Origin of the sequence: Bradyrhizobium sp. WSM1743, assembly GCF_000473065.1 — a bacterium.
Taxonomy (GTDB): domain Bacteria; phylum Pseudomonadota; class Alphaproteobacteria; order Rhizobiales; family Xanthobacteraceae; genus Bradyrhizobium.
Genome location: NZ_AXAZ01000014.1, coordinates 116,864 through 137,724, shown reverse-complemented (window position 1 = coordinate 137,724; position 20,861 = coordinate 116,864). Strand labels below are relative to the sequence as shown.

Genomic DNA, 20,861 nt, shown 5'->3' with positions numbered 1-20,861 from the left:
AAGCGATGAGTGAGCGAACCATTTTGGTGCTCGGCGCCTCCGGACTGATCGGCCGCTTCGTCACCGACGATCTGCGCGCGCAGGGGTTTCGCGTCGTCGGCGTAGCGCGCAGCCTGTCGCCGGCGCAGACAATGAGTGCGCTGGATATCGAATTGCCGATGCTCATCCTCGATACGGCCGCGCTGACGCGTCTCCTCAGCGACCATGCGGTGAGCATCGTCGTGAACTGCCTCGGCGTGCTCCAGGATGGCCCCGGCAGCAACACGAGCGCGGTACATCGTGATTTCGTCGCGCGGCTGCTTCAGGCGATCGGCGGCAGCGGTCGCGCAATCCGGCTGGTGCACATCTCGATTCCCGGAATTGCAGAATCCGATCGCACCGCCTTCGCCACGACCAAGCGTGAGGCCGAACGCCTGATCGGGACTAGCGGCATTCCCCATGCCATCCTGCGGCCCGGCTTCGTGGTCGCGCCGTCAGCCTATGGCGGCAGCGCCATGCTCCGCGCGCTTGCTGCCTTCCCGGTCGATTTGCCGGCCAAGGAAATGGCAACGCCATTCCAACCCGTCGCGATCGAGGATATTTCGGCGACCATCGCCTGGCTCGCCGCACGCGATGTCGACGACGCCTCCGTGAAGGCAGTGAGCTGGGACCTGATGCAGGCCGAGCCGGTCACCATGGCCGGTGTCATCAAGCGGTTTCGCCATGCGTTCGGCACGGCCGGCTGGCCGCGCATCGCGATGCCGCGCTTCATGCTCGATCTCGGCGCGAAACTCGGCGACTTTGCCAGTTACCTCGGCTGGATACCGCCGATGCGCTCCACCGCCATTGCCGAGCTCCGTCGCGGCGTGACAGGCGATCCGTCAGCTTGGATCGCCGCGACGGGCATCGCGCCGAAGACGCTGGCTATCGGATCCCACCCCGCCACCATCCAGGACAAATGGTTCGCGCGCCTGTTTCTGGTCAAGGCGCTGATCCTCGCGAGCCTGGTCGCATTCTGGATCGTCTCCGGCTTCATCGCGCTGTTCGTATCCTATCGCGCCGCCGCCGGCATCCTCAGCGCGCATGATTTTCCGCCCGCGCTGGTCGATCCCATCACCATCGGCACCAGCCTGATGGACATGAGCATCGGCGTGCTGATCGCCTTCCGCCGTACAGCGATGATCGGGCTGGTTGCGAGCATCACCGCCTCGCTCGGCTATATGATGGGCGCGGCGATCCTGACGCCCGACCTCTGGATCGAACCGCTCGGTGCGCTGGTGAAAACGGGGCCGGCGATCGTCTTGATGGTGGTCGCGCTCCTGATGCTGGACAATCGCTGATGCCAAAATGGCCCGACGATGACGTGATCCTGTTCGACGGCGTCTGCATCTTCTGCTCGCGTTGGGTCCGCTTCGTCGCCAGGCGCGACACGGGGAAGCGGTTTCGCTTCACGCCGATTCAGTCGGATTACGGGGCGCGATTGGCGCGAACGTTCGGCATCGATCCGGCTGATCCTGACACGAATGCGGTCCTCCACGGCGGCGAGATCTTCATGAAGTCTGACGCTGCACTGACCGTGCTGTCGCAGCTTCCCGGCTGGAGCTGGGTGCGCGTACTATTCGCGGTACCGAAGCCGCTACGGGATTCCGTGTACAGCCTCATCGCGCGCAATCGCTATCGCATCTTCGGCAAGTACGACGCCTGCTTCGTGCCGGATGCTGATTTGCGGGCGCGGGTGATTGAGTAGCCCGTCATTTGCGCGCAACGACGGAGTGTGTGGCTACGGCTTGCCCAAAGCCGCCAGCACTTCCTGCGCCGCCCGCTCGCCGCTGTCCCGCGCCCCATGCGCCGTCGTGAAGAAGATCGGCGACGTGGCCTCGCCCGCAAAGAACAGGCGGCCATCCATCGGTGCAGCCAGCACCGCGCGATCCCCCGCATGCCCCGGCAGCGCATGCGAATAGGACCCTCGCGCAAACGGATCGCGGGCCCAGCGCGATTCATACAGCGGCTTCAGCTTGCGCCTGACATCATTGCCGAGAAAACCCGCTATCTCCTCGATGCTGTGCGCGGCGATGGCGCCGTCGCCGGCGTCTTCCAGCTCGCGGGCAAAGCTGCCGCCGAAGAAGCCCTCGATGCAGGGTTGGCCGAATGGACGGATGTGGTAGGTGCCCATCTCGGTGCGCATGGTGGCGCCGCGCAGGTTGCCTTCCCTGGGGAAGGCCTCGGCGTCGCTAAGCGCCAGTGTCACCTTGTCGTCCACGCCGAGCGGCAGGCCGGCCGCGGCGTCGACCTTGGCGGGGAGCGGCGGCGAGAAGCGGATCGTCTCATCGGCGATCAGATCGGTCGGCACGGTGACGATCACCCTGTCTGCGGTCAGCGTGCCCCGCGACGTCGCGATGCGGATGCGCTTGTCGGAATGGTCGATCAGCGTGACGTTGCAGTTCAGCGTCACCGGGCAGGGCGCGCCATAGGCCGCAATCAGCGCGCCATAGCCGCGACGGACGCGCCAGTTGAGGTTCGTGTCCTCATAGGCGTCCCAGTCCAGCGTGGATATGTCCCTCAGCTCGCAGCCATTGATATAGGTCGAGATCGCATCGATCATCGGATTCCAGCGATTGCCCACTTCCAGGCTCAAGCTCGCGGGTTCGTCCTTGCCCTTTTGCGCCGCTTCCCACAGGCGCTCATAGAACGCGTCCATCGCGCGCATGAAATCGTCGCGCTCGCTTTGCGGAAAGGCATTGCCATAGGCGCGCTCGCGCCAGGGCGGCAGGTCCTTGTTGAGCTCGAAACCGAGTTGCCGTGCGATCGGCACGAAAGAGTTCTTGTCGGCCGAATGCAGCCAGCCGCAGCCCACGTCGAACGTCACCTCAGGCGAGGCCTGCACGGTCCAGGCCCGGCCGCCGAGCCTGTTACGTGCCTCCAGCACGATCACGGAGAGGCCGGAGCCTGCCAGCGCATGCGCTGCGCCAAGGCCGGCTGCACCGGCGCCGATGATCGCGACGTCGACGGAGGAGGGGAGGGATGTCATGGCCGGGCTCTAGCACGTCTGTGATACGCGCTAAAGCCGCCCCGCGCACAACTGTCGTCGCCCGGCTTGACCGGGCGATCCAGTATTCCAGAGACGATTGTTGTAGAGCCGAGAAGCCGCGGCGTACTGGATTCCCCACTTTCGCGGGGAATGACAGCGAGAGAGCGGCGGCCTTACGCCACCGCTTCCTTGGCCTTTTCCGCGCGCTTGCGCTCGTTCGGGTCGAGATGCTTCTTGCGCAGGCGGATCGACTTCGGGGTAACCTCGACGAGCTCGTCGTCCTCGATATAGGCGAGCGCCTTTTCCAGCGTCATGCGGATCGGCGGGGTCAGGCGCACGGCTTCGTCCTTCGAGGTCGTGCGGATGTTGGTGAGCTGCTTGCCCTTGAGCACGTTGATCTCGAGATCGTTGTCGCGGGTGTGCTCGCCGACGATCATGCCCTTGTAGACCTTCCAGCCCGGCTCGATCATCATCGGACCGCGGTCTTCCAGCTTGAACATGGCGTAGGCCACCGCCTCGCCCTGATCGTTGGAGATCAAGACGCCGTTGCGGCGGCCCTGGATCTCGCCCTTGTACGGTGCGTAGCCGTGGAACAGGCGGTTCATGATCGCGGTGCCGCGGGTGTCGGTGAGCAGCTCACCCTGATAGCCGATCAGGCCGCGGGTCGGCGCGTAGAACACCAGGCGCTGACGGTTGCCGCCGGACGGCTTCATCTCGATCAGCTCGGACTTGCGCTCGCTCATCTTCTGCACGACGACGCCGGAATGCTCCTCGTCGACGTCGATCACGACTTCCTCGATCGGCTCCATGGTGGCGCCGGTGGCCTCGTCCTTCTGGAACACGACGCGCGGGCGCGACACCGAGAGCTCGAAGCCTTCGCGGCGCATGGTCTCGATCAGGATCGCGAGCTGGAGTTCGCCGCGGCCCGACACTTCCATCGCGTCCTTGTCGGCGGATTCGACGACGCGCAGCGCGACATTGCCCTCGGCCTCGCGCAACAGACGGTCGCGGATCATGCGGCTCGTCACCTTATCGCCTTCGGTGCCGGCGAGCGGGGAGTTGTTGACGATGAACGACATCGACACCGTCGGCGGATCGATCGGCTGCGCCGGCAGCGGCACTTCGACGGTCGGGTCGCAGAAGGTGTCGGCGACGGTGCCCTTGGTAAGGCCAGCGATGGCGACGATGTCGCCGGCTTCGGCTTCATCGAGCGGGGTGCGCTCGAGGCCGCGGAACGCCAGGATCTTGGTGATACGACCGGACTCGACCAGCTTGCCGTCGGCGTTGAGCACCTTGACCTGCTGGTTCGGCTTCAGCACGCCTGACGAGATGCGGCCGGTGATGATGCGGCCGAGATAGGGGTTGGCTTCCAGGATGGTGCCGATCATCTTGAACGGACCTTCCTCGACCTTCGGCGGCGCGACGTGGCGCAGGATCAGGTCGAACAGCGGCTCCATGCCCTTGTCCTTCGGACCCTCGGGGCTCTCGGCCATCCAGCCCTGCTTGGCTGATCCATAAAGAATCGGGAAGTCGAGCTGCTCCTCGCTGGCATCTAACGCCGCGAACAGGTCGAACACCTCGTTGATCACTTCGGTCGGGCGCGCGTCGGGGCGGTCGACCTTGTTGATGACGACGATCGGCTTGAGGCCGACCTTCAGCGCCTTGGAGACCACGAACTTGGTCTGCGGCAGCGGGCCTTCGGCGGCGTCGACCAGCACCAGGGCGCCGTCCACCATGTTCAGGATGCGCTCGACCTCGCCGCCGAAATCGGCGTGGCCGGGGGTGTCGACGATGTTGACCCGGGTGTCCTTCCACTGCACCGAGGCCGCCTTGGCCAGAATGGTGATGCCGCGCTCGCGCTCCAGGTCGTTGGAGTCCATGGCGCGTTCGGTCACCTTCTGGTTCTCGCGGAACGTGCCGGATTGCTGCAGGAGACGGTCGACCAGGGTGGTCTTGCCGTGGTCGACGTGGGCGATGATGGCGACGTTACGAAGATTCATGAGTGAGCTTCTTTGCGGTCGAACAATGGGTTAAGCGCGATCTCGCCGGTCAGACCGGGACCTCTTCTCGAAACAACGCTGGAAGACTGGAAACAGGGCGCTTTGCGCCCAAAAAGGAAGCCCGGCCATATCAGACCGGGCGCCCTGCGCGTTGCGCCGCAATATATGCAAAAACGGCCAAAAAACAATGTGTTCTTTGGCCGTTGGTTGACTGAATTTTGTCCGGGAATTTCCGGAGCTTAAGGCTGGGTTCCTGGATCGGCGGGGGCCTTTCGCCCCTTGATCGCCGCCCAGATCAGAACGACCCCTCCGATGCCGATGACCACGCCCAGAAAGACCAGCGGTGCCATGTCGGCGCCGATGCGCCCGTCCTCGACCACCGACATTCCGCCGAATAGCAGCGCGCAGAGACCCGGCAGCAGCATGAAGATCCCGAAGATCGCCATCAGCGCGGTCAGGCAGCCGCTGCGTTTTTGCATCGGCGGAGGCGGCGGAGATAGGGGCGCCGGCGGAGGTGTGTCGCTGCTGCTCATGCCTGCAAGACTCTTTCGCTCGACTGCGCCGCCAATTCGGCCCGGATGCCATCGATCTGTCCATTGCGGTAGAACAGATTGTAGGTGTCGAACGGAATGATCGCGCCCTGCTCGGTCACGAAATGGATGCAGCTGCGCTTGACGTTGCCGATGCAGAAATTGAAGCGGTCGAGAAACTGCACGATGGTGACGCGGAAGACGTTCTCGTAGGTCAGTCCCTGCGGCACCTCGAAGCTCGGCAGGCAGCACAGCAATTCGCAGACGCGCTCGGAGGTGTTCAGCGGCCCCGACGACAGCGAGAATAGGTCGACGAACTTTTCCCGCAGCACCGGATATTTCTCCGGGCTGATCGTGTTGGGCATCACGGCGACGAGCTGCTCCTGCGGGATCAGTGAGGTCAACGGCAGCACCTTCTCGCCATTGCGCAGGCCATATCCGATCGAGATGCTTTCGGGATTGCAGGGCAGCGGGATCATGTCCTTGTCACCGAACACGCCGGTCTCGATCACGCGCTTGCGGATCTCCGACAGCATGATGCGGTCGGTAATCTTGTCGAAATTCTCGTTGCGGCCGGCATCCTGCACCGGTTGCAAGGTGACGCCGCGCACGCATTTCCAGGTGAGCGCGTGGCGCACGATGTCGCCGATCTCGGCATCGTTGACGCCGCGCTTGATGGTCGCGACCAGCGTGATCGATACGCCAAAATGCTCGAGATTCTCCAGCGCTTGCTGGCGAGTTTTTCGCAAATCAGCGCCACGCAGGTTGATCAGCGCATCGCGCTGAAGCGAATCGAACTGGAGATAGACCTCCAGCCCGCGCTTGTTCTCGGCGAGCCGCGCCACGAAATCCTTGTCGCGGGCGATGCGCAGGCCGTTGGTGTTGATCATGACGTGGCGAATCGGGCGGGCGCGCACGGCGTCGAGAATCTCGAAGAAATCCGGATGCAGCGTCGGCTCGCCGCCGGAAATCTGCACAAGGTCGGGCTCGCCCTCGCTCGCGACCAGCGCGTCGAGCATCTTCTCCACCGTCGCGAGCGGGGTGAACTTCGTTCGTGTCGGCGCGGACTCGGCGAAGCAGACCGGGCAGGTGAGGTTGCAGTGCTCGGTGATCTCGATCAGCGCCAGGCAGGAATGCTGCTCGTGGTCGGGACAGAGGCCGCAATCATAGGGGCAGCCGAATTCGGTGCGCTGCTGGAATTGCAGCGGGCGATCGCCGGGCTTGATGAAGTCCTTGCACAGGCGCCAATAGGCGGCATCCGTCGAGACCAGCGTCGACTGAACGCCGTGCTCCCTGCAGCGCTTTTCGTACCAGACCTCGTTGTCCTGGATCTGGATCTTGGTCGGCACCAGCTTCAGACAAGTCTCGCAGAGGGATTGGGTCTGACCCCAGAAGAAGTAGGGACGCGACTTACGCAACGGCGCGTTCATGTATGGGTCTCGCTTTGGGCGCTGTCGCCAGCATGATTGCGGCGTAGAGCAGGATGGACAGCGACAGCAGGTGAAATAGGGTGAAGGGGCCGATCAGCGTGCCATTAGGCTTGAGGAATTCCCACAGGAAGCGTTGCGCTCCGTAATAGGCGAGCACCAGATAGAAACCATTGGTGATCGTGAACGCGTTCCGGTTCAAGACCGCCACCACATAGACAAGCGCGAATAAGCCCATCGCTGCACTTTCGTAGAGCTGCACGGGATGGCGTAGAACGCCGTCGCCGAAATCATGGCCGAAAGGCAACGCTGTTGGCGTGCCATAGGTGAAGTCGTCGAGGCCCGAGAAGTAGCAGCCGAGCCGGCCGATCGCGATGCCGACGGCCAGCGGCAGCGCAAAGCGCGCGCCGGTTCGTACCGTGATCCCTGCGGACCATTTGTAGAGCTCGATCGCCACGATGCCGCCGGCCAGCGCGCCCTCGACCGAGCGCGCAATGCCGCTCTGGCCCGACCACCACAGATTGGCGGAGCCGAACAGATAGGCGCCGATGCCCGCGCCGAACACCAGCGCGGCGATATAGGGCAGCTCGAAGGATTGCGCCGGAAACCGCAAGCCTCGCCACGACAACCAGGACAGCGCCGCCGCCGCCGCCAGCCACGCCGCGATGTCGAAGAGAGTGTGAAGCAAAGCCCCGCCCATGGGGGCGATCATAGCACGGTCACGTTCAAAACACCGCGACGCGCATTACTGCGCCCTCTCCCCCTTGTGGGAGAGGGCAGCTCCGCCATCAGCCACAAGCTCACTGGGTGAGGGATCTCTCTCGACAGACGAAACCGTGGATAGAACCCCTCATCCGGCGCTTCGCGCCACCTTCTCCCACAGGGGGAAAAGGAAGGAAACAAGACGGCTACCCCGCCTCCCGCTCCTCGGTCGGATAGACCCCGCTCAGCACCTCCTCGAAATGCATCTTCACGGCGTCATTGCACAGGCAGGCGCGCTGGCGCAGCCCGTCGCGGCTGCGCACCAGGATCGATCCGCGCCTGGTGTCGAGAATCCGTTCCGCCCTAAACGACTGAAGCACACGGCTGGCATAGCTGCGTCCGACCCCGAGCAATGTCGCGAGCTGCTCATGCGTCAGCGGCACGCTGCTCTCGTCGCCGGTCCGCTCCATCGCCGCCAGAATCCACTTCGCCGTGCGTTGCTCGATCGAGTGGATGGCGTTGCAGGCGGTGGACTGGAAGATCTGCGCCAGCATGCAGTCGGCGTAGCGGGCAAAGATGTTGCGCAGCGACGGCGACCGCAGCTTGGCTGCCTCGAGCTTGCCGACATGAATGCGCGCAAACGGCCCGCCGAATTTCACGCAGATCCGGGTGTAGGCCGGGAGAAACCCCTCGCTGACGATGCCGCCCACTGCGCCTTCGCGGCCGACCAGAATGGTTTCGACGTCGCGGCCATCCTCGTTGGGGACGAGGAAAGTCGCGAGTGACGGTCCGCAGGGGAAGTGGACGACCTGGACGTCATCGCCGGGATTGTAGAGCAATTGGCCTGCTGCGGAGTCCTCGACGGTCACGTGCGGCGCCAGGAGGGCGTAGTCTGCCTGTCTCAAACGCCTCAGCAGATTGTTGGCCGGCCGGCTCTCGACATCGGTTGCCGTAGTACGTGCGTCCATTGTGGATCCCCCTCTCTTTCCACGCTAGCGAGTTCCGTCCGCCGGCCATCTGCACAAGTGAACAGACGAGAAAACTCTTGTGTGGTGAGTTTCGTTCCGGGAACCCCACTGATGCGCTGGTTGCAGGTATCAAGATGAGGCTGCCTGAGGATAAAAACACGCAGCCCTCGATAGCCAAGATCATGATACCTGCTTCCCCAGACGGTGCGTCCGATGTTCCCGCCGATGTCCTGATCGTCGAGGACGATCCGATTATTGCGATCGATTTCGAGGATCGCCTCCTCGGATTTGGCGTGAAGAGCGTGCGCACCGTGGGATCGGTGGCGCAGGCGTTGAGCGCGATCGCGGCGCGCGCACCGGATTTCGCGCTGCTTGATGTCGAATTGATCCGCGAGACCAGCTTTGCGATTGCCGAGCGGCTGATCGCGCTTAAGGTTCCGTTCGTTTTCGTTACCGGCTACGGCGCCGAGGCGCGGATACCGCCCGAATTCGCCAGCCAGCCGCGCTTGCAGAAGCCGTGCTCGAGCGACGCGCTGGAAGCGGCGCTTCGGCTACGCGCCGCGGGCTAAAGCCTGGTGAAATCAAGTTCGGCGGACTGTCCGCTGTCCACCTCTCCCCGACGGGAGAGGTGAGCCGCGGCCTGAGCGCGCATCGATTCAACTCAGTTCATCCTGCTCGAGCGATCAGCTCTGCTTCGGGTCGAGCGTGGTCGACCACAATGCGACGTCGGCGCGGTCGCGCAGGGTCACCGTCATTTGGCCGGAGGAGCCGTCGATCTTGACGTGACCGAAGAACTGCATGCCGGCTGACGGCGGCAGGTTCTGCTTGTCTGGACCGGGCGCCTTGACGAAGCGCACCTCGGGTCCAAAGGTGTTGTCCATCTCGCCCGGTCCGAACGTTCCGGCGTGCAGAGGGCCCGACACGAATTCCCAGAACGGATCGAATTCCTGGAACTGTGCCTTGTCGGGGTTGTAATAGTGCGCGGCGGCATAATGCACGTCGGCCGTCAGCCAGACCGTGTTCTTGATCGGCGCCATCTTGATGAAGCGCAGGAGGTCAGCGATCTCGAATTCACGGCCGCGCACCGGCCCATCGCCTTGCGCAAAGGCCTCCGAGCCTTTTTTGTTGGTAGCATCGTCATAGACCAGGATGCTGAGCGGCATGTCGGAAGCAATCACCTTCCAGGTCGCACGCGAGTTGAGAAGGCTTCGCTTTAGCCATGCCATCTGATCCGGACCTAGGAAGTAGGCGGCAGGGCCGTAGGCCGTTTCCTGGTTCGTGCCGTTCGGGCCGCGATAGCTGCGCTCGTCGAGCACGAACACGTCGAGATGCGGGCCGTAGGAGATCTGGCGATAGACGCGGCTGGGCTCAGTGATGCTCTCGCGCATCGGATACATCTCGCGAAAGGCGCGACCCGCGCGGGCCGCGAGCAGCGAGATGTCGCGCACCTTGTAGGCGGCCGGCAGCTCTTTCGACAGCGACCAGTTGTTGGTCACTTCGTGGTCGTCCCACTGCACGAAGATCGGCACTTCCGCATTGAAGGCACGGAGATTGTCGTCGGTTAGATTGTATTTGTGCGCGGCGCGGAACTCGTCCAGCGTCTCGGCGACCTTGGCCTTCTCCGGGATGGTGACGTTCTTCCAGATCTTGCCGTCGGCAAGCTTCACCTCGGATTGGATAGGACCGTCGGCATAGATGGTGTCGCCGGAATGCAGGAAGAAGTCCGGCAGGTGCTTGCGCATTGCCGAGAAGGTGAACATGCCGCCGTCGTCGGGGTTGATGCCCCAGCCTTGCCCTGCGACGTCGCCGCCCCAGACGAAGCTGACGTCGCGGCGGTCGGCCGGCGCGGTGCGGAAGCGGCCGACGACCGGCTCGCACTCGACCGCGCTGTGCGAGAGATCGCGGAAGCGGACGCGGTAGAATATGTCCTGTCCACCCGGCAGGTTCTCGATCAGCATCTTTGCGGTGAAGTCGCTCTCGGGCAGCGCCGCGATCGGCGGTAGCGCACGGGCGTCCTTGAAGGACTCGGTCGTCGCCACCTCCACCAGCATCTGCGATGGACGGTCGGCGCGCGCCCATACCACGCCGCCGTCGACGGTGACGTCGCCGGCCTGCACGCCGTGAGTGACCGCCGGCCGGTCGGCTGCGCGCGAGAGATACGGCAGCGCGATCGTGCCGAGCGCACCGGCGCTGGTGGCGAGGAAGCGGCGGCGGGAGAATTTGATGTTCATGGGTGTGTTCGCTGGCTGGCGCATCTTTCGCTGTCATTCCGGAGCGCGCGAAGCGCGAATCCGGAATCTCGAGATTCCGGGTCTGGTCCTTCGGACCATCCCGGAATGACAGTGAACCTATATTGAGACAATGTGACGCAGCAATAACGCGCCTGAGCGCTCACGCGTTACCGGCGGCGCGGAACTGCGCGCCTGCGCGTTGCAGGTTCTGCGGCAGGCTCATCAGCAGCGCCTTGCGGTCGGCGACCGCGGCGTGGAATTGGTCGAGCGCGATGTTGAACGCTGTGAGCGCGCCTTCCTCGATCGCGCCGTGATCGTAGCAACGCAGCGTATCGCGCAGGATGTCGTCAGCCTCGGTCTGCATCTGGTCCAGCTCGTCGATCGTCTCGCACTTGCGCGCCGCCGAGATCATGTCGAGCAGACGTTCGCGCTGATGATTGTTGCTGTTGCGCTCGTCCTTCTTTAGATAGCCGGCGAACCAGGCGCCGATCGAGCCCATGGCGGACAGCGCCATCAGGCCCCACCAGATGTAATCGCTGTATTTGTCGAGGAAGGTCTTTTCCTCGCCGTCGACGAAGGCGGCCGCACCCGGATGCACCGGGATCACCGCATCCTTGTCGGTATCGGGCGTTTCGATCTTCGCCGCCAGCGGGAATTCCGTCACCAGTTGCTGGCGCACGGCGAACAGCTGGCGCGTGAACGCCGCGATGGTGGTTTCGGACACGCCCTTGCGCGCCACGATGTGGTGCGAAAAGCTGATGGTCTTGACCTCGTCCTCCGGGCGGGCGGGTGAGCCACCATAGGTGCCGGCGGGAATCTCGGACGCTTCGTAGACCGGATGGTTTTGCGCGATCGCGTCCGCCGAATCGATCGCGAGGAAGGTGGGCGCGCCGAAATCCTTGGTGGAGGCGGCGATCGCGTCCGCCGTGATCTTGCTGTTGACGGGGCCGGCCGCGAGATAGATGTCGGCCTTCTGCGCCTTGATCGCCTCGGCAACCTCGTTTGCCGGGAATTGCACGATCTCGACCTTGGCGGGATCGACGCCATATTGCTGCAGGATCACCTTGAGCAGGTTGACGTTGGCCTGGGTGCGGCCGACCACGCCGACGCGATGACCGGCGAGCTGCGCGATCTTGGTGATCTTGGCGCCCTTCTTCTTGCCCTTGCCCTGGACCGACCACAGCACCACGACGTTCTTGCGCAGGGTTGCGACCGCCTGCGCGTTCTTCGGCACATCGAGGTCGCCGCGCACGATGGCGAGATCGACCCTGCCTTCCGCGAGCGCGTTGGCGCTGGCCGTGGCGCCGTCGGTCTGGATCGGCCGCAGCCGCACCTGGCCCTTGCTCTGCGTGAAGGCCTGCGTCAGCGTCTGCACGACCTTGACGTCGTCGCTGTTGGCGGGGCCGACCGCGATCCTGAGCGTCACGGGGCGCATCGCGAAGTAATAGCCGCCGGCGAGTGCGCCGATGATCGCAAGCACGAATGCCAGAGACACGAGCGCCGTCTTCCGCGCCGCGGATCGCGGCGAAGGGGGCGTTTCGGCCAGGTCCAATCCCCCGGTCATCGATCTCCCAAACAGGCGCTTCAGGCTCAGTTTCATCTTGGCCGGCGATTTACGCTCGCAATTGTAGCAAATTTCTTGTCCGGCGGGGTTACATCTCCGTCATGGTTAGCGGATGCAGGAAATCCGGTATGAACCCGGGCGCCGGGGCGGTGTTAGAGTAAAGTTCCCCTAAAGGACGGAGACGAGCATGGCAGAACGGCTCTCGGCGGAGGCGCGCAAGCAGGCGCTCGGCGGACTACCGGGCTGGACTGAAGCCCAAGGCCGCGACGCCATCGGGAAAACCTTTGTCTTCAAGGATTTCAACGAGGCGTTCGGCTTCATGACCCGCGCCGCGCTGGTCGCCGAGAAGATGGATCACCACCCCGAATGGCGCAACGTCTACAAGACGGTTGAGGTGGTGCTGTCGACCCACGACGCCGGCGGCGTCACCGCGCGCGACACCGCCCTGGCCAAGGCGATGAACGCCATCGCAGGCTGACACCAAGCTGACGTCTTGCAGGGGCCGGCCGCATCCCCATCTTGTGATCAGCCGGGATGGGCGATCCGCCGCCTCCGGCAGAACGGGGAGCATCTGAGCATGGCTGCCGAGCACAGCGTCGGCTTCGAGCCAGCCGATCGGCTCGCGCAAGATCGCGAGAGCGTGCGCCGCCGCTTCTGGCGCAAGCTGAAGCGTGTCGCCGCGCAGCTGCCGTTCGCGGAGGATTTGCTTGCCGCCTATTACTGCGCGTTCGATCGGCAGACGCCGCGCCACGTCCAGGCCTCGCTGTTGGGTGCGATCGCCTATTTCATCCTGCCATTCGACTTCGTCGCGGACGTGATGCCGGTCCTCGGCTTCGCCGATGACGCCGCCGTCCTCGCCACCGCCATCCGCATGGTCGCCAGCCACATCACGATCGAGCACCGCGAGGCCGCCCGCGCCGCGCTGAAGCGTGGGGTAGGTGCGGAGGAGACGGAGCAGTAGGCGTTGGCGGCACGCCGTAGCCCCCAGCCACACTGTCATTCCCCGCGCAGGCGGGGAATCCCAGTACGCCGCGGCCTCTCGTTTCAATCGCTGCCGTCACGGAGTACTGGATCGCCCGGTCAAGCCGGGCGATGACAGCGAGTGTGTGGGTAGCGCTTGCGACACCATCGGCCGCAACGCCGCTCGTTACTTCTTCCCCGCCTCCGCCCGCGCCTTCTCCGCGTCCCACGCCTGGAATTGCCTGAATAGCGTCTCCTTGTCGGCGTCCGATACCTTGGCGGCCGCGGGGCTCTGCTTCAGGAACGCCTCGAAGCGCTGGCGCGTCACCGGCTCGATACCGTGCTTGTCGAGCCATTGCTGCGCCACCGGCAACCTGTTCCAGCCGGAAAGCGGCGCCGCGAGCGAGACCTCCTTCCACTTGGGATGGAAGGGCGGGTTCTGCAGCGCGGGGAATTTCGTGAAGAACGCGTCCACGAACAGCGCGAGCTTGCGATAGCGCTCGGTGTTGGCCGCCCAATTATAGGCCGCGAGCACCGCAGGCACCGCGATCGTGTCGACGCTCTCGCCCTCCTTGATCAGGTTCGGATAGTCCTTCGCGGTCAGGGTGGCCGGCAGGTAGTCGTTCTGCAGCGGCTTTGCGTAGTCTACCTTCGCGAGATGGAAACGGCCGTCATTGCCGAATGTCGAGACCGATTTGTACGGCTTGCCGCCGACCACGATGACGGCGTCGATCTCGCCGGCCTTCAGCTTCTCCATCGCGATGCGCTGCTCGACATAGACGAATTTCGCCTTGATCCCGAGCCGCTCGAACACGGTGAGCGCGGTGACGAAGGTGCCGCCGTTGGGCAGGTCCACGCTGACCGTCTTACCCTCGAGATCTTTGAGGGTCGCGACCGATTTCGGCGCGATCACCTGCATCTCCTCGTTGTAGAGTTTCGTCACATAGGTGAACTGGCGCTTGATGTCCTTGGCGAATCCCTTGCGCTCGAGATAGTCGAGCGTGTCGGCGCGCACGATGCCGAGATCGACGCCCTGCAGGAACAGGATGTCGGCGACGCTCTGCACCGAGCCGCGGCCGACGATCGGCAGCACGCGGATCTTGTTACCGTCGTCGAGCACCGAGGCGAGGTCGGCGCCGAACTGCACATAGGTGCCTCCGATCGTGCCGGTGATCAGCGTGACGGTGTTGGCGTTCAGCGCCTGCTTGGTCGAGGTCGAGCCGAACTGGAAGATGGCCTTGAGGCTGTCGGAGACCTTGGCCGGATCGTATTCGGTCTGCTGCTCAGCACGTGCCGCGAAGGCACAGATCGTCATGATGGCGGCAAGCGCCATTTTCAAAGCGTTATGCATGATGTCCTCTAAAAAGTACTAGTTCTGAAGCTGGGCGAGGCGCTGCCGCGCCTCCGTCGATCCGAGTGCCGCGGCCTTCTCGTACCAGTCGCGCGCAGCGGTCGCATCGGCGGCGATGCGCCGCGTGTCGCTGGTGCCCAGCACGGCCGGATCATAGGTCTGCGCCAGCAGAAACGCCGCTGTCGCATCCTGGGCGTTGGCCGCGCGCTCGAGTAACAGGCGCGCTGCAACGATATCGCCGATCGTCAACAGGCTCTTCGCGCGCGCCATCAGCCCGGCCACCGTGTCGGCGTCGAGCGTCCGCACGGGCGGAGGGGGCGCGGGCGGTGTGGTCACCGGCGCGGGCTGAGGCACAGGCGTCTGGGCTTGCAGCGCGGTCTGATAGGCGGTCGCGATCGCTTCGCGGCTCGGCGTTGACGGTGCAGGGAGATCCTGCGCGTCAGCGCTCGCCAGGGTTGCGTCGGTCACGCGCCCCGGATCCTTGCGCGGAGATTGCGGTACGGCCGGCGCGCTGGCCGAGGCCGCCACCTGCTCCAGCGCGATGCCCGCCGAGCCAACGGCGGCGAAGATGCCGCGAAGGTCGGACTGAAACAGCGCGGCCAGAATTGCCAGGCTGGATGCCACCAGAACGGCTGCGAGAACGCCCGCGAGAACACGCGGGACAATTCTGCCCCGGGGCCGCAACTCCAGCGGGGTATATTCGTCCGGGTTCGGCGCACCGAGCGGATCGGACAGGAACAGTGGTATTGGATCGTCCGGCGACAGATCAATCCGTGCGGCGCGCGCACGGATGTAGGATGCGGTGGATGGATGTGACGCGGCTGGATCGGAATCGAAGGCCCTCGATTCCCTGGACGGGCGGTATGCCGTCGTCTCCATGGTGATGCTCCCCCTGGACTGACACAACGCGGGGCATACCGGTTTCAGTTTTCTTGTTGTTGTCCAGGAGCGCCCAGCAAACTGGAGCCGGTAAATCGCAATTTGAATCAGCCCAAAAAGCGACAACGGTTGGGACGAATCGGGAAATTTTTGGGTTTGATTCGGGCGAGGTTGCGGAATGCACCGCAATCTTGCCAGCAGTGGTTGAGGAGACTTTACCAAATGACGGCGTGCGAGCGGCGTGCCATGAAAGTCAGCTGTCATGCCCCGGCTTGACCGGGGCATCCAGTACGCCGCGGCTTCTCGGCTAAATCACTGGGGTCTCTGGAATACTGGATCGCCCGGTCAAGCCGGGCGATGACAGTTGGGTATGTGGCGATGGCGTCGCGACGCCATTCGCCACTACATCCTCACGGATGCAGGATCACCTTGCCCATGGCCTGGCGTCCCGCCAGCACCTTGAGTGCATCCGCGGTCTGCGCCAGCGGGAAGGTACGGTCGACATGCGAGGAGATCTTGCCTTCCGCGGTCCACTTCACGAGCTTCTCGAGATTGGCGCGGTTCTTGGCGGGGTTGAGCCGGGTCCAGGCGCCCCAGAACACGCCGCGGATGTCGCAACCCTTCAGCAGCGCGAGGTTCAGCGGCATTTTCGGAATGTCGCCGGCGGCAAAGCCGATGACGAGGAAGCGGCCTTCCCAGGCGATCGAGCGCAGCGCCTGCTCGGCGTAAGCACCACCCACGGGATCGAAGATGATGTCGACGCCCTTGCCGCCGGTGAGCTTGCGCAGGCCTTCCTTCAAATCTTCCTTGGCGTAGTTCAGCGAGAGCTCGGCGCCATGCGCCTTGGCGAATTCAAGTTTCTCGTCCGACGAGGCGCAGGCGATCACCTTCAGGCCCATCAGCCTGCCGAGCTCGCAGGCGGCAAGGCCCGTGCCGCCGGCAGCGCCCAGCACCGCGAGCGTCTCGCCCGGCTTCGGGCTGGCGCGATCCTCCAGCGCATGCAGCGCGGTGCCGTAGATGATGATGATGCCGGCCGCGCGGTCATAGTCGAGATTGTCGGGGATCTTCACGATCGACGCCGCCGGCAGCGCGATCTTCTCGCGCGCGCCGTTGTGGCCGCAGGACGCGACCACGCGATCGCCGACCTTCAGGTCAGTCACGCCGGCGCCGATGCCCTCGATCACGCCCGCGACTTCCGCCGCCGGCGAGAACGGGAATGGCGGCTTGATCTGGTACTTGCCCTGGATCATCAGGATGTCGAAGAAGTTCAGCGCCGCCGCCTTGATCGCGATCACGGCTTCGCCGGGGCCCGCCACGGGATCCGGCACGTCGGCGAGCACGAGATCGTCGGGCTGGCAATATTGCGAGCAGAGGATGGCTTTCATGGCGGCACCTAAAGCGTTTCGAGTGGAATTATAGTTGGGTCGTTTCTGCCGGATTTAGAGCGGATCGACAATCAGGATTCTTTGTCAGCGACCACGCATCGGCCTATCCTCGTCATTGCGAGCGCAGCGAAGCAATCCAGAATCCGCGCCGCGGAAATAGTCTGGATTGTTTCGCTGCGCCTGCAATGACGGAGTGCGTGGAAACAGCGAGGATTCAAACGATGTTTGAAACAAGCCTGCTCAAGCACAAGCGCATCCTCGTCACCGGCGGTGGGTCGGGCCTTGGCGCTGCGATGGGACGTCGCTTCCTCACGCTTGGCGCCGAGCTTGTGATCTGCGGCCGCAAACTCGACCGGCTGGAGGCAACCGCGCGTGCGATGCGCGAACAGACCGGCGGCAAAGTCACGACGATCGCCTGCGATATCCGCGATGGTGCGGCCGTCGACAGCATGATGGATGCGATCTGGCGCGAGGCGCCGCTCGACATCCTCGTCAACAATGCCGCTGCCACCTTCATCGCGCAGAGCGAGCATCTCTCCTTCCGCGCCGCGGATGCGATCCTGGCGCCGACGCTGCATGGTGCGATGTATTGCACGCTCGCCGCCGGCAGGCGCTGGATCGAGGCCAAGCATGGCGGCGTCGTGCTGTCGATCCTCTCGACCTCCACCATCACCGGCCGCGCCTTCACCGTTCCCTCGGCGATGGCGAAATCGGCGGTGCTGGCGATGACCAAAAGCCTTGCGGTGGAGTGGGGCCCGAAGGGCATCCGCACCGTCGCGATCGCGCCGGGCCCGTTTCCGACGGCAGGGGCCACCGGGCAGCTCCGTCCCGAAGGCCGCGATGACAGCTGGACCGCGCGCAATCCACTCGGCCGCACCGGCGAGCACGGCGAGCTTGCCGATCTCGCCAGCTATCTGGTCTCGGACCGCGCCGCCTACATCAATGGCGAGATGGTGGTGATCGACGGTGGCGCGCATTTGCGCAGTTCCGGCGCCGAGGATTTGCTCGGCTGGACCGAGACGCAATGGGCCGAGCAACGCGCCGCGCGATCCAGGGCCTAGCCGCCGCCGATACCGCTAACTGCCTTCCCAAATTGGACTTTCCCGGCTATCCCTGCCCGGGGACAAAGCGCGCTCGGGCCATCTTCCAGTCACAATATTGAGGGAACCACTCCAGCATGTGGCGGGTGCTGATTTTAGCTTTGATGACTGGCGTCATGGCCGGGGGGATTGCCGATTCCGCGCGGGCGCAGACGGCGCAACCGGCGCCCAAGGCCGCCCCGAAAGAGGCTGCTCCAAAAGAGACGGCACCGAAGCCGGCGGCGCCGGCGGCCAACACGACTGCAAAGGCGGCGTCCAAGCCCGAGAGCAAACCGGCGGCCCCGCCCGCGGGAGTTGCGGGTGGCGCTGAGCCGACCCTGATCGGGCAGTTCGGCACGTGGGGAGCATACTCGGCGACGCCGAACGGCAAGAAGGTCTGCTTCGCGCTGGCAAAGCCGTCGTCGTCGAAGACCAACCCGCCGAACCGGCCGCGTGATCCCGCCTATGCCTTCGTGTCGACCCGGCCGGCGGAGAAGGTGAACAACGAGGTCTCGGTCATGATCGGCTACGCGCTGAAGCCGGGTTCGGAATCGACCGTCGAGGTCGGCGGCGCCTCCTTCGCCATGTACACGCAGGGCGACGGCCTCTGGATCAAGAACGCGGCCGAGGAGGAGCGGATGGTCGAGGCCATGCGCAAATCCGCCGATCTCGTGGTCAAGGGCGTGTCGGCCAAGGGCACGGAGACGACCGACACCTTCTCGCTGAAGGGCCTCGCCCAGGCGCTCGACAAGATCGCCCAGGACTGTCGGCGTTAAGGCCGCAGGCGATAAGGTCGCAATCGGCGGTTCCGGTTGCTATATAGGGCGTGTTCCAAGTTTTCCGTCATTCCGGGATGGCCCGAAGGACCAGACCCGGAATCTCGAGGTTCCGGGTTCGATGCTCCGCATCGCCTGGAACGACACCTAATCGGGTCCATTCAATGCAAACCTCGACCGAGCCGCACAACGCAACATTGGTGGAGAAGACTCCGCTCGAAACCTATGTGCCGCCGGCAAAACCGTCGCTGATCGGCCTGTCGCGCGCCGAGCTCGCCGATCGCCTCGGCGAGATCGGGGTCGCGCCGGCCCAGCGCAAGATGCGCGTGCAGCAGCTGTGGCACTGGATCTATTTCCGCGGCGCCCAGAGCTTTGACGAGATGACCTCGATCTCGAAGGGCATCCGCGCCGACCTCGCCCAGCATTTCACGGTCGATCGGCCCGAGGTCGTGGCCGAGCAGATCTCCAATGACGGCACCCGCAAATGGCTGCTGCGGCTGCCGAGCGGCGACGTCGTCCAGAAGGCGCATGAAGTCGAGTGCGTCTATATCCCTGAGACCGATCGCGGCACGCTCTGCGTTTCCTCGCAGGTCGGCTGCACGCTGAACTGCGCGTTCTGCCACACCGGCACACAGCGCCTGGTGCGCAACCTCACCGCCGGCGAGATCGTCGGACAGGTGATGGTCGCGCGGGATCGTCTGAATGATTGGGCCGATCGCGAGGACGGCACGCGCCGCGTCACCAACATCGTGATGATGGGCATGGGCGAGCCGCTCTACAATTTCGACGCGGTGCGCGATGCGCTGCTCATTGTCGGCGACAACGAAGGCATCGGCATCTCCCGCCGCCGCATCACGCTGTCGACCTCGGGCGTGGTGCCGAACATCGTGCGCGCCGGCGAGGAGATCGGCGTGATGCTCGCGATCTCCCTGCATGCAGTGCGCGACGAGCTGCGCAACGAGCTGGTGCCGCTCAACCGCAAATATCCGATCAAGGAGCTCTTGCAGGCCTGCCGCGACTATCCCGGCGCCTCGAACGCGCGCCGCATCACCTTCGAATATGTGATGCTCAAGGGCGTCAACGATTCGCTCGACGATGCCAAGCTCTTGGTGAAGCTGCTCAAGGGCATTCCGGCCAAGATCAATCTGATCCCGTTCAATCCCTGGCCCGGCACCGCCTATGAATGCTCGGATTGGGACCAGATCGAAAAGTTCTCCGAATACATCTTCAACGCCGGCTATTCCTCCCCGGTCCGCACCCCGCGCGGCCGCGACATCCTCGCCGCCTGCGGCCAGCTCAAGTCGGAGACCGAGAAGCTCTCGGCACGCGAGCGCCAGGCGCTGCGCGCCATGGCGATGACGGATTGATGGTTGTGACCGTGCTCTCGCGGTATCGTCATTGCGAGCGAAGCGAAGCAATCCAGAATCTAGCCGTTGAGGCAGCCTGGATTGCTTCGCTGCGCTCGCAATGACGGCGGAGTTGGCATTTCTGTCATGTCCCTGATCGGCCGCCTCGTCGTCATCTTCATCGGCTTCCTCGCCGCCTGCTTCGTCGGCGGCATGATCGTGGTCGTTGCGCTGCTGTTTCCGGAATTCGCCGATCTCGGCGCCGGTCCCGTCGACCAGGGCACGCTCGACATCCTGCTCGGCTTCGGCTTCATCTTCGTCTCGGGTTTCGCGCTGGTGCCGGCGGCGGTGATCGTCGCGATCACCGAAGCGCTCTACATCCGCAGCGCGCTCGCCTATGCCGTCGGCGGCGGCCTCGTCGGGCTGGCCTGCTATCTCGGCCTTGTTCCCTTTCACTCCGACACGTTGCAGTTCGAAGGTATCGTGCGGCGTCACCTGGAAATCATGACGGGGGCGGGCATCGTTGCCGGCGTGGTCTACTGGCTGATCGCCGGCCGCAACGCCGGCGCCTGGCGCGAACCGCCGCCCCCGCGGAAACCGCCGCCGCCGTTGCCGTCGAATTCAAGGCCGGATGCCCGCTAGTGTGCGCTGTCATT

General features: G+C 64.4%; 20 protein-coding genes. 9 read left to right on the top strand and 11 right to left on the bottom strand.

From position 1 onward, the window contains the following. The first annotated feature begins 5 nt into the window (after positions 1-5). Positions 6-1,319 (top strand): SDR family oxidoreductase, encoded by a 1,314-nt coding sequence (locus YU9_RS0112080; RefSeq protein ID WP_027573071.1) that lies wholly within the window; start codon positions 6-8, stop codon positions 1,317-1,319. Beyond that, positions 1,319-1,726, top strand: coding sequence for a thiol-disulfide oxidoreductase DCC family protein (locus YU9_RS0112075; RefSeq protein WP_027573070.1), 408 nt, complete (start codon positions 1,319-1,321; stop codon positions 1,724-1,726). The genes YU9_RS0112080 and YU9_RS0112075 overlap by 1 nt, the downstream gene beginning before the upstream one ends. Before the next feature lie 33 nt (positions 1,727-1,759). Here YU9_RS0112075 and YU9_RS0112070 read toward each other — a convergent pair whose 3' ends face one another. The 6 genes from YU9_RS0112070 to YU9_RS0112045 form a co-directional block, all read right to left on the bottom strand. Then, entirely contained in the window at positions 1,760-3,007 is a 1,248-nt protein-coding gene (locus YU9_RS0112070; protein ID WP_027573069.1) for an NAD(P)/FAD-dependent oxidoreductase, read from the bottom strand. 173 nt (positions 3,008-3,180) lie between these two features. Beyond that, on the bottom strand, positions 3,181-5,007 hold the full coding sequence (gene typA / locus YU9_RS0112065; RefSeq protein WP_027573068.1) for a translational GTPase TypA: 1,827 nt from the start codon (positions 5,005-5,007) through the stop codon (positions 3,181-3,183). A gap of 239 nt (positions 5,008-5,246) precedes the next feature. Continuing rightward, positions 5,247-5,540 (bottom strand): hypothetical protein, encoded by a 294-nt coding sequence (locus YU9_RS0112060; protein WP_027573067.1) that lies wholly within the window; start codon positions 5,538-5,540, stop codon positions 5,247-5,249. Then, positions 5,537-6,967 carry a radical SAM protein gene (locus YU9_RS0112055; RefSeq protein WP_027573066.1) on the bottom strand — a complete coding sequence of 477 codons (1,431 nt, stop codon included), beginning with the start codon at positions 6,965-6,967 and terminating at the stop codon, positions 5,537-5,539. Before YU9_RS0112055 ends, YU9_RS0112060 begins: the two co-directional genes overlap by 4 nt. Continuing rightward, the gene (locus YU9_RS0112050; RefSeq protein ID WP_027573065.1) at positions 6,948-7,664 is read right to left on the bottom strand and encodes a prolipoprotein diacylglyceryl transferase family protein; all 717 of its coding nucleotides are present in this window, start codon (positions 7,662-7,664) and stop codon (positions 6,948-6,950) included. The genes YU9_RS0112055 and YU9_RS0112050 overlap by 20 nt, the downstream gene beginning before the upstream one ends. 208 nt (positions 7,665-7,872) lie before the next feature. Then, a complete protein-coding gene (locus YU9_RS0112045) occupies positions 7,873-8,634 on the bottom strand; it encodes a Crp/Fnr family transcriptional regulator (RefSeq protein WP_027573064.1) in 762 nt (253 codons plus the stop codon). 182 nt (positions 8,635-8,816) lie between these two features. Between YU9_RS0112045 and YU9_RS0112040 the strand changes: the two genes are divergently transcribed. Beyond that, complete coding sequence (locus YU9_RS0112040; RefSeq protein ID WP_027573063.1) at positions 8,817-9,203, top strand: response regulator; 387 nt, start codon at positions 8,817-8,819, stop codon at positions 9,201-9,203. A 114-nt stretch (positions 9,204-9,317) separates the two neighbouring features. Here YU9_RS0112040 and YU9_RS0112035 read toward each other — a convergent pair whose 3' ends face one another. Both YU9_RS0112035 and YU9_RS0112030 read right to left on the bottom strand, forming a co-directional pair. Next, positions 9,318-10,865, bottom strand: coding sequence for an alkaline phosphatase (locus tag YU9_RS0112035; RefSeq protein WP_156951833.1), 1,548 nt, complete (start codon positions 10,863-10,865; stop codon positions 9,318-9,320). A 160-nt stretch (positions 10,866-11,025) separates the two neighbouring features. After that, entirely contained in the window at positions 11,026-12,465 is a 1,440-nt protein-coding gene (locus YU9_RS0112030) for a TAXI family TRAP transporter solute-binding subunit (RefSeq protein WP_027573061.1), read from the bottom strand. A 151-nt stretch (positions 12,466-12,616) separates the two neighbouring features. Between YU9_RS0112030 and YU9_RS0112025 the strand changes: the two genes are divergently transcribed. Beyond that, a complete protein-coding gene (locus YU9_RS0112025; RefSeq protein ID WP_027573060.1) occupies positions 12,617-12,907 on the top strand; it encodes a 4a-hydroxytetrahydrobiopterin dehydratase in 291 nt (96 codons plus the stop codon). A gap of 99 nt (positions 12,908-13,006) precedes the next feature. Beyond that, on the top strand, positions 13,007-13,390 hold the full coding sequence (locus tag YU9_RS0112020) for a YkvA family protein (protein ID WP_027573059.1): 384 nt from the start codon (positions 13,007-13,009) through the stop codon (positions 13,388-13,390). Positions 13,391-13,576: 186 nt separating this feature from the next. On the opposite strand, the gene YU9_RS0112015 is transcribed toward YU9_RS0112020, so the two are convergent. The 3 genes from YU9_RS0112015 to YU9_RS0112005 form a co-directional block, all read right to left on the bottom strand. Then, positions 13,577-14,740, bottom strand: coding sequence for a TAXI family TRAP transporter solute-binding subunit (locus YU9_RS0112015; RefSeq protein WP_027573058.1), 1,164 nt, complete (start codon positions 14,738-14,740; stop codon positions 13,577-13,579). Between the two features lie 18 nt (positions 14,741-14,758). Further along, a complete protein-coding gene (locus tag YU9_RS0112010; protein ID WP_027573057.1) occupies positions 14,759-15,619 on the bottom strand; it encodes a hypothetical protein in 861 nt (286 codons plus the stop codon). 410 nt (positions 15,620-16,029) lie between these two features. Beyond that, positions 16,030-17,004, bottom strand: coding sequence for an NADPH:quinone oxidoreductase family protein (locus YU9_RS0112005; protein ID WP_027573056.1), 975 nt, complete (start codon positions 17,002-17,004; stop codon positions 16,030-16,032). 221 nt (positions 17,005-17,225) lie between these two features. On the opposite strand from YU9_RS0112005, the gene YU9_RS0112000 reads away from it, so the two are divergent. The 4 genes from YU9_RS0112000 (at position 17,226) to YU9_RS0111985 (ending at position 20,847) form a co-directional block, all read left to right on the top strand. Then, entirely contained in the window at positions 17,226-18,065 is an 840-nt protein-coding gene (locus YU9_RS0112000) for an SDR family oxidoreductase (RefSeq protein ID WP_027573055.1), read from the top strand. Positions 18,066-18,181: 116 nt separating this feature from the next. Continuing rightward, the gene (locus tag YU9_RS0111995) at positions 18,182-18,859 is read left to right on the top strand and encodes an invasion associated locus B family protein (protein WP_027573054.1); all 678 of its coding nucleotides are present in this window, start codon (positions 18,182-18,184) and stop codon (positions 18,857-18,859) included. 164 nt (positions 18,860-19,023) lie between these two features. Beyond that, a complete protein-coding gene (rlmN, locus tag YU9_RS0111990) occupies positions 19,024-20,226 on the top strand; it encodes a 23S rRNA (adenine(2503)-C(2))-methyltransferase RlmN (RefSeq protein ID WP_027573053.1) in 1,203 nt (400 codons plus the stop codon). Between the two features lie 126 nt (positions 20,227-20,352). Continuing rightward, positions 20,353-20,847 (top strand): hypothetical protein, encoded by a 495-nt coding sequence (locus YU9_RS0111985; RefSeq protein WP_027573052.1) that lies wholly within the window; start codon positions 20,353-20,355, stop codon positions 20,845-20,847. Positions 20,848-20,861 lie beyond the last annotated feature (14 nt).

Bases quoted from the DNA above. Each gene is read 5' to 3' on its own strand.
- YU9_RS0112080 (WP_027573071.1), top strand. From the start codon at position 6: ATGAGTGAGCGAACCATTTTGGTGCTCGGCGCCTCCGGACTGATCGGC.
- YU9_RS0112075 (WP_027573070.1), top strand. From the start codon at position 1,319: ATGCCAAAATGGCCCGACGATGACGTGATCCTGTTCGACGGCGTCTGC.
- YU9_RS0112070 (WP_027573069.1), bottom strand. From the start codon at position 3,007: ATGACATCCCTCCCCTCCTCCGTCGACGTCGCGATCATCGGCGCCGGT.
- typA (WP_027573068.1), bottom strand. From the start codon at position 5,007: ATGAATCTTCGTAACGTCGCCATCATCGCCCACGTCGACCACGGCAAG.
- YU9_RS0112060 (WP_027573067.1), bottom strand. From the start codon at position 5,540: ATGAGCAGCAGCGACACACCTCCGCCGGCGCCCCTATCTCCGCCGCCT.
- YU9_RS0112055 (WP_027573066.1), bottom strand. From the start codon at position 6,967: ATGAACGCGCCGTTGCGTAAGTCGCGTCCCTACTTCTTCTGGGGTCAG.
- YU9_RS0112050 (WP_027573065.1), bottom strand. From the start codon at position 7,664: ATGGGCGGGGCTTTGCTTCACACTCTCTTCGACATCGCGGCGTGGCTG.
- YU9_RS0112045 (WP_027573064.1), bottom strand. From the start codon at position 8,634: ATGGACGCACGTACTACGGCAACCGATGTCGAGAGCCGGCCGGCCAAC.
- YU9_RS0112040 (WP_027573063.1), top strand. From the start codon at position 8,817: ATGATACCTGCTTCCCCAGACGGTGCGTCCGATGTTCCCGCCGATGTC.
- YU9_RS0112035 (WP_156951833.1), bottom strand. From the start codon at position 10,865: ATGAACATCAAATTCTCCCGCCGCCGCTTCCTCGCCACCAGCGCCGGT.
- YU9_RS0112030 (WP_027573061.1), bottom strand. From the start codon at position 12,465: ATGAAACTGAGCCTGAAGCGCCTGTTTGGGAGATCGATGACCGGGGGA.
- YU9_RS0112025 (WP_027573060.1), top strand. From the start codon at position 12,617: ATGGCAGAACGGCTCTCGGCGGAGGCGCGCAAGCAGGCGCTCGGCGGA.
- YU9_RS0112020 (WP_027573059.1), top strand. From the start codon at position 13,007: ATGGCTGCCGAGCACAGCGTCGGCTTCGAGCCAGCCGATCGGCTCGCG.
- YU9_RS0112015 (WP_027573058.1), bottom strand. From the start codon at position 14,740: ATGCATAACGCTTTGAAAATGGCGCTTGCCGCCATCATGACGATCTGT.
- YU9_RS0112010 (WP_027573057.1), bottom strand. From the start codon at position 15,619: ATGGAGACGACGGCATACCGCCCGTCCAGGGAATCGAGGGCCTTCGAT.
- YU9_RS0112005 (WP_027573056.1), bottom strand. From the start codon at position 17,004: ATGAAAGCCATCCTCTGCTCGCAATATTGCCAGCCCGACGATCTCGTG.
- YU9_RS0112000 (WP_027573055.1), top strand. From the start codon at position 17,226: ATGTTTGAAACAAGCCTGCTCAAGCACAAGCGCATCCTCGTCACCGGC.
- YU9_RS0111995 (WP_027573054.1), top strand. From the start codon at position 18,182: ATGTGGCGGGTGCTGATTTTAGCTTTGATGACTGGCGTCATGGCCGGG.
- rlmN (WP_027573053.1), top strand. From the start codon at position 19,024: ATGCAAACCTCGACCGAGCCGCACAACGCAACATTGGTGGAGAAGACT.
- YU9_RS0111985 (WP_027573052.1), top strand. From the start codon at position 20,353: ATGTCCCTGATCGGCCGCCTCGTCGTCATCTTCATCGGCTTCCTCGCC.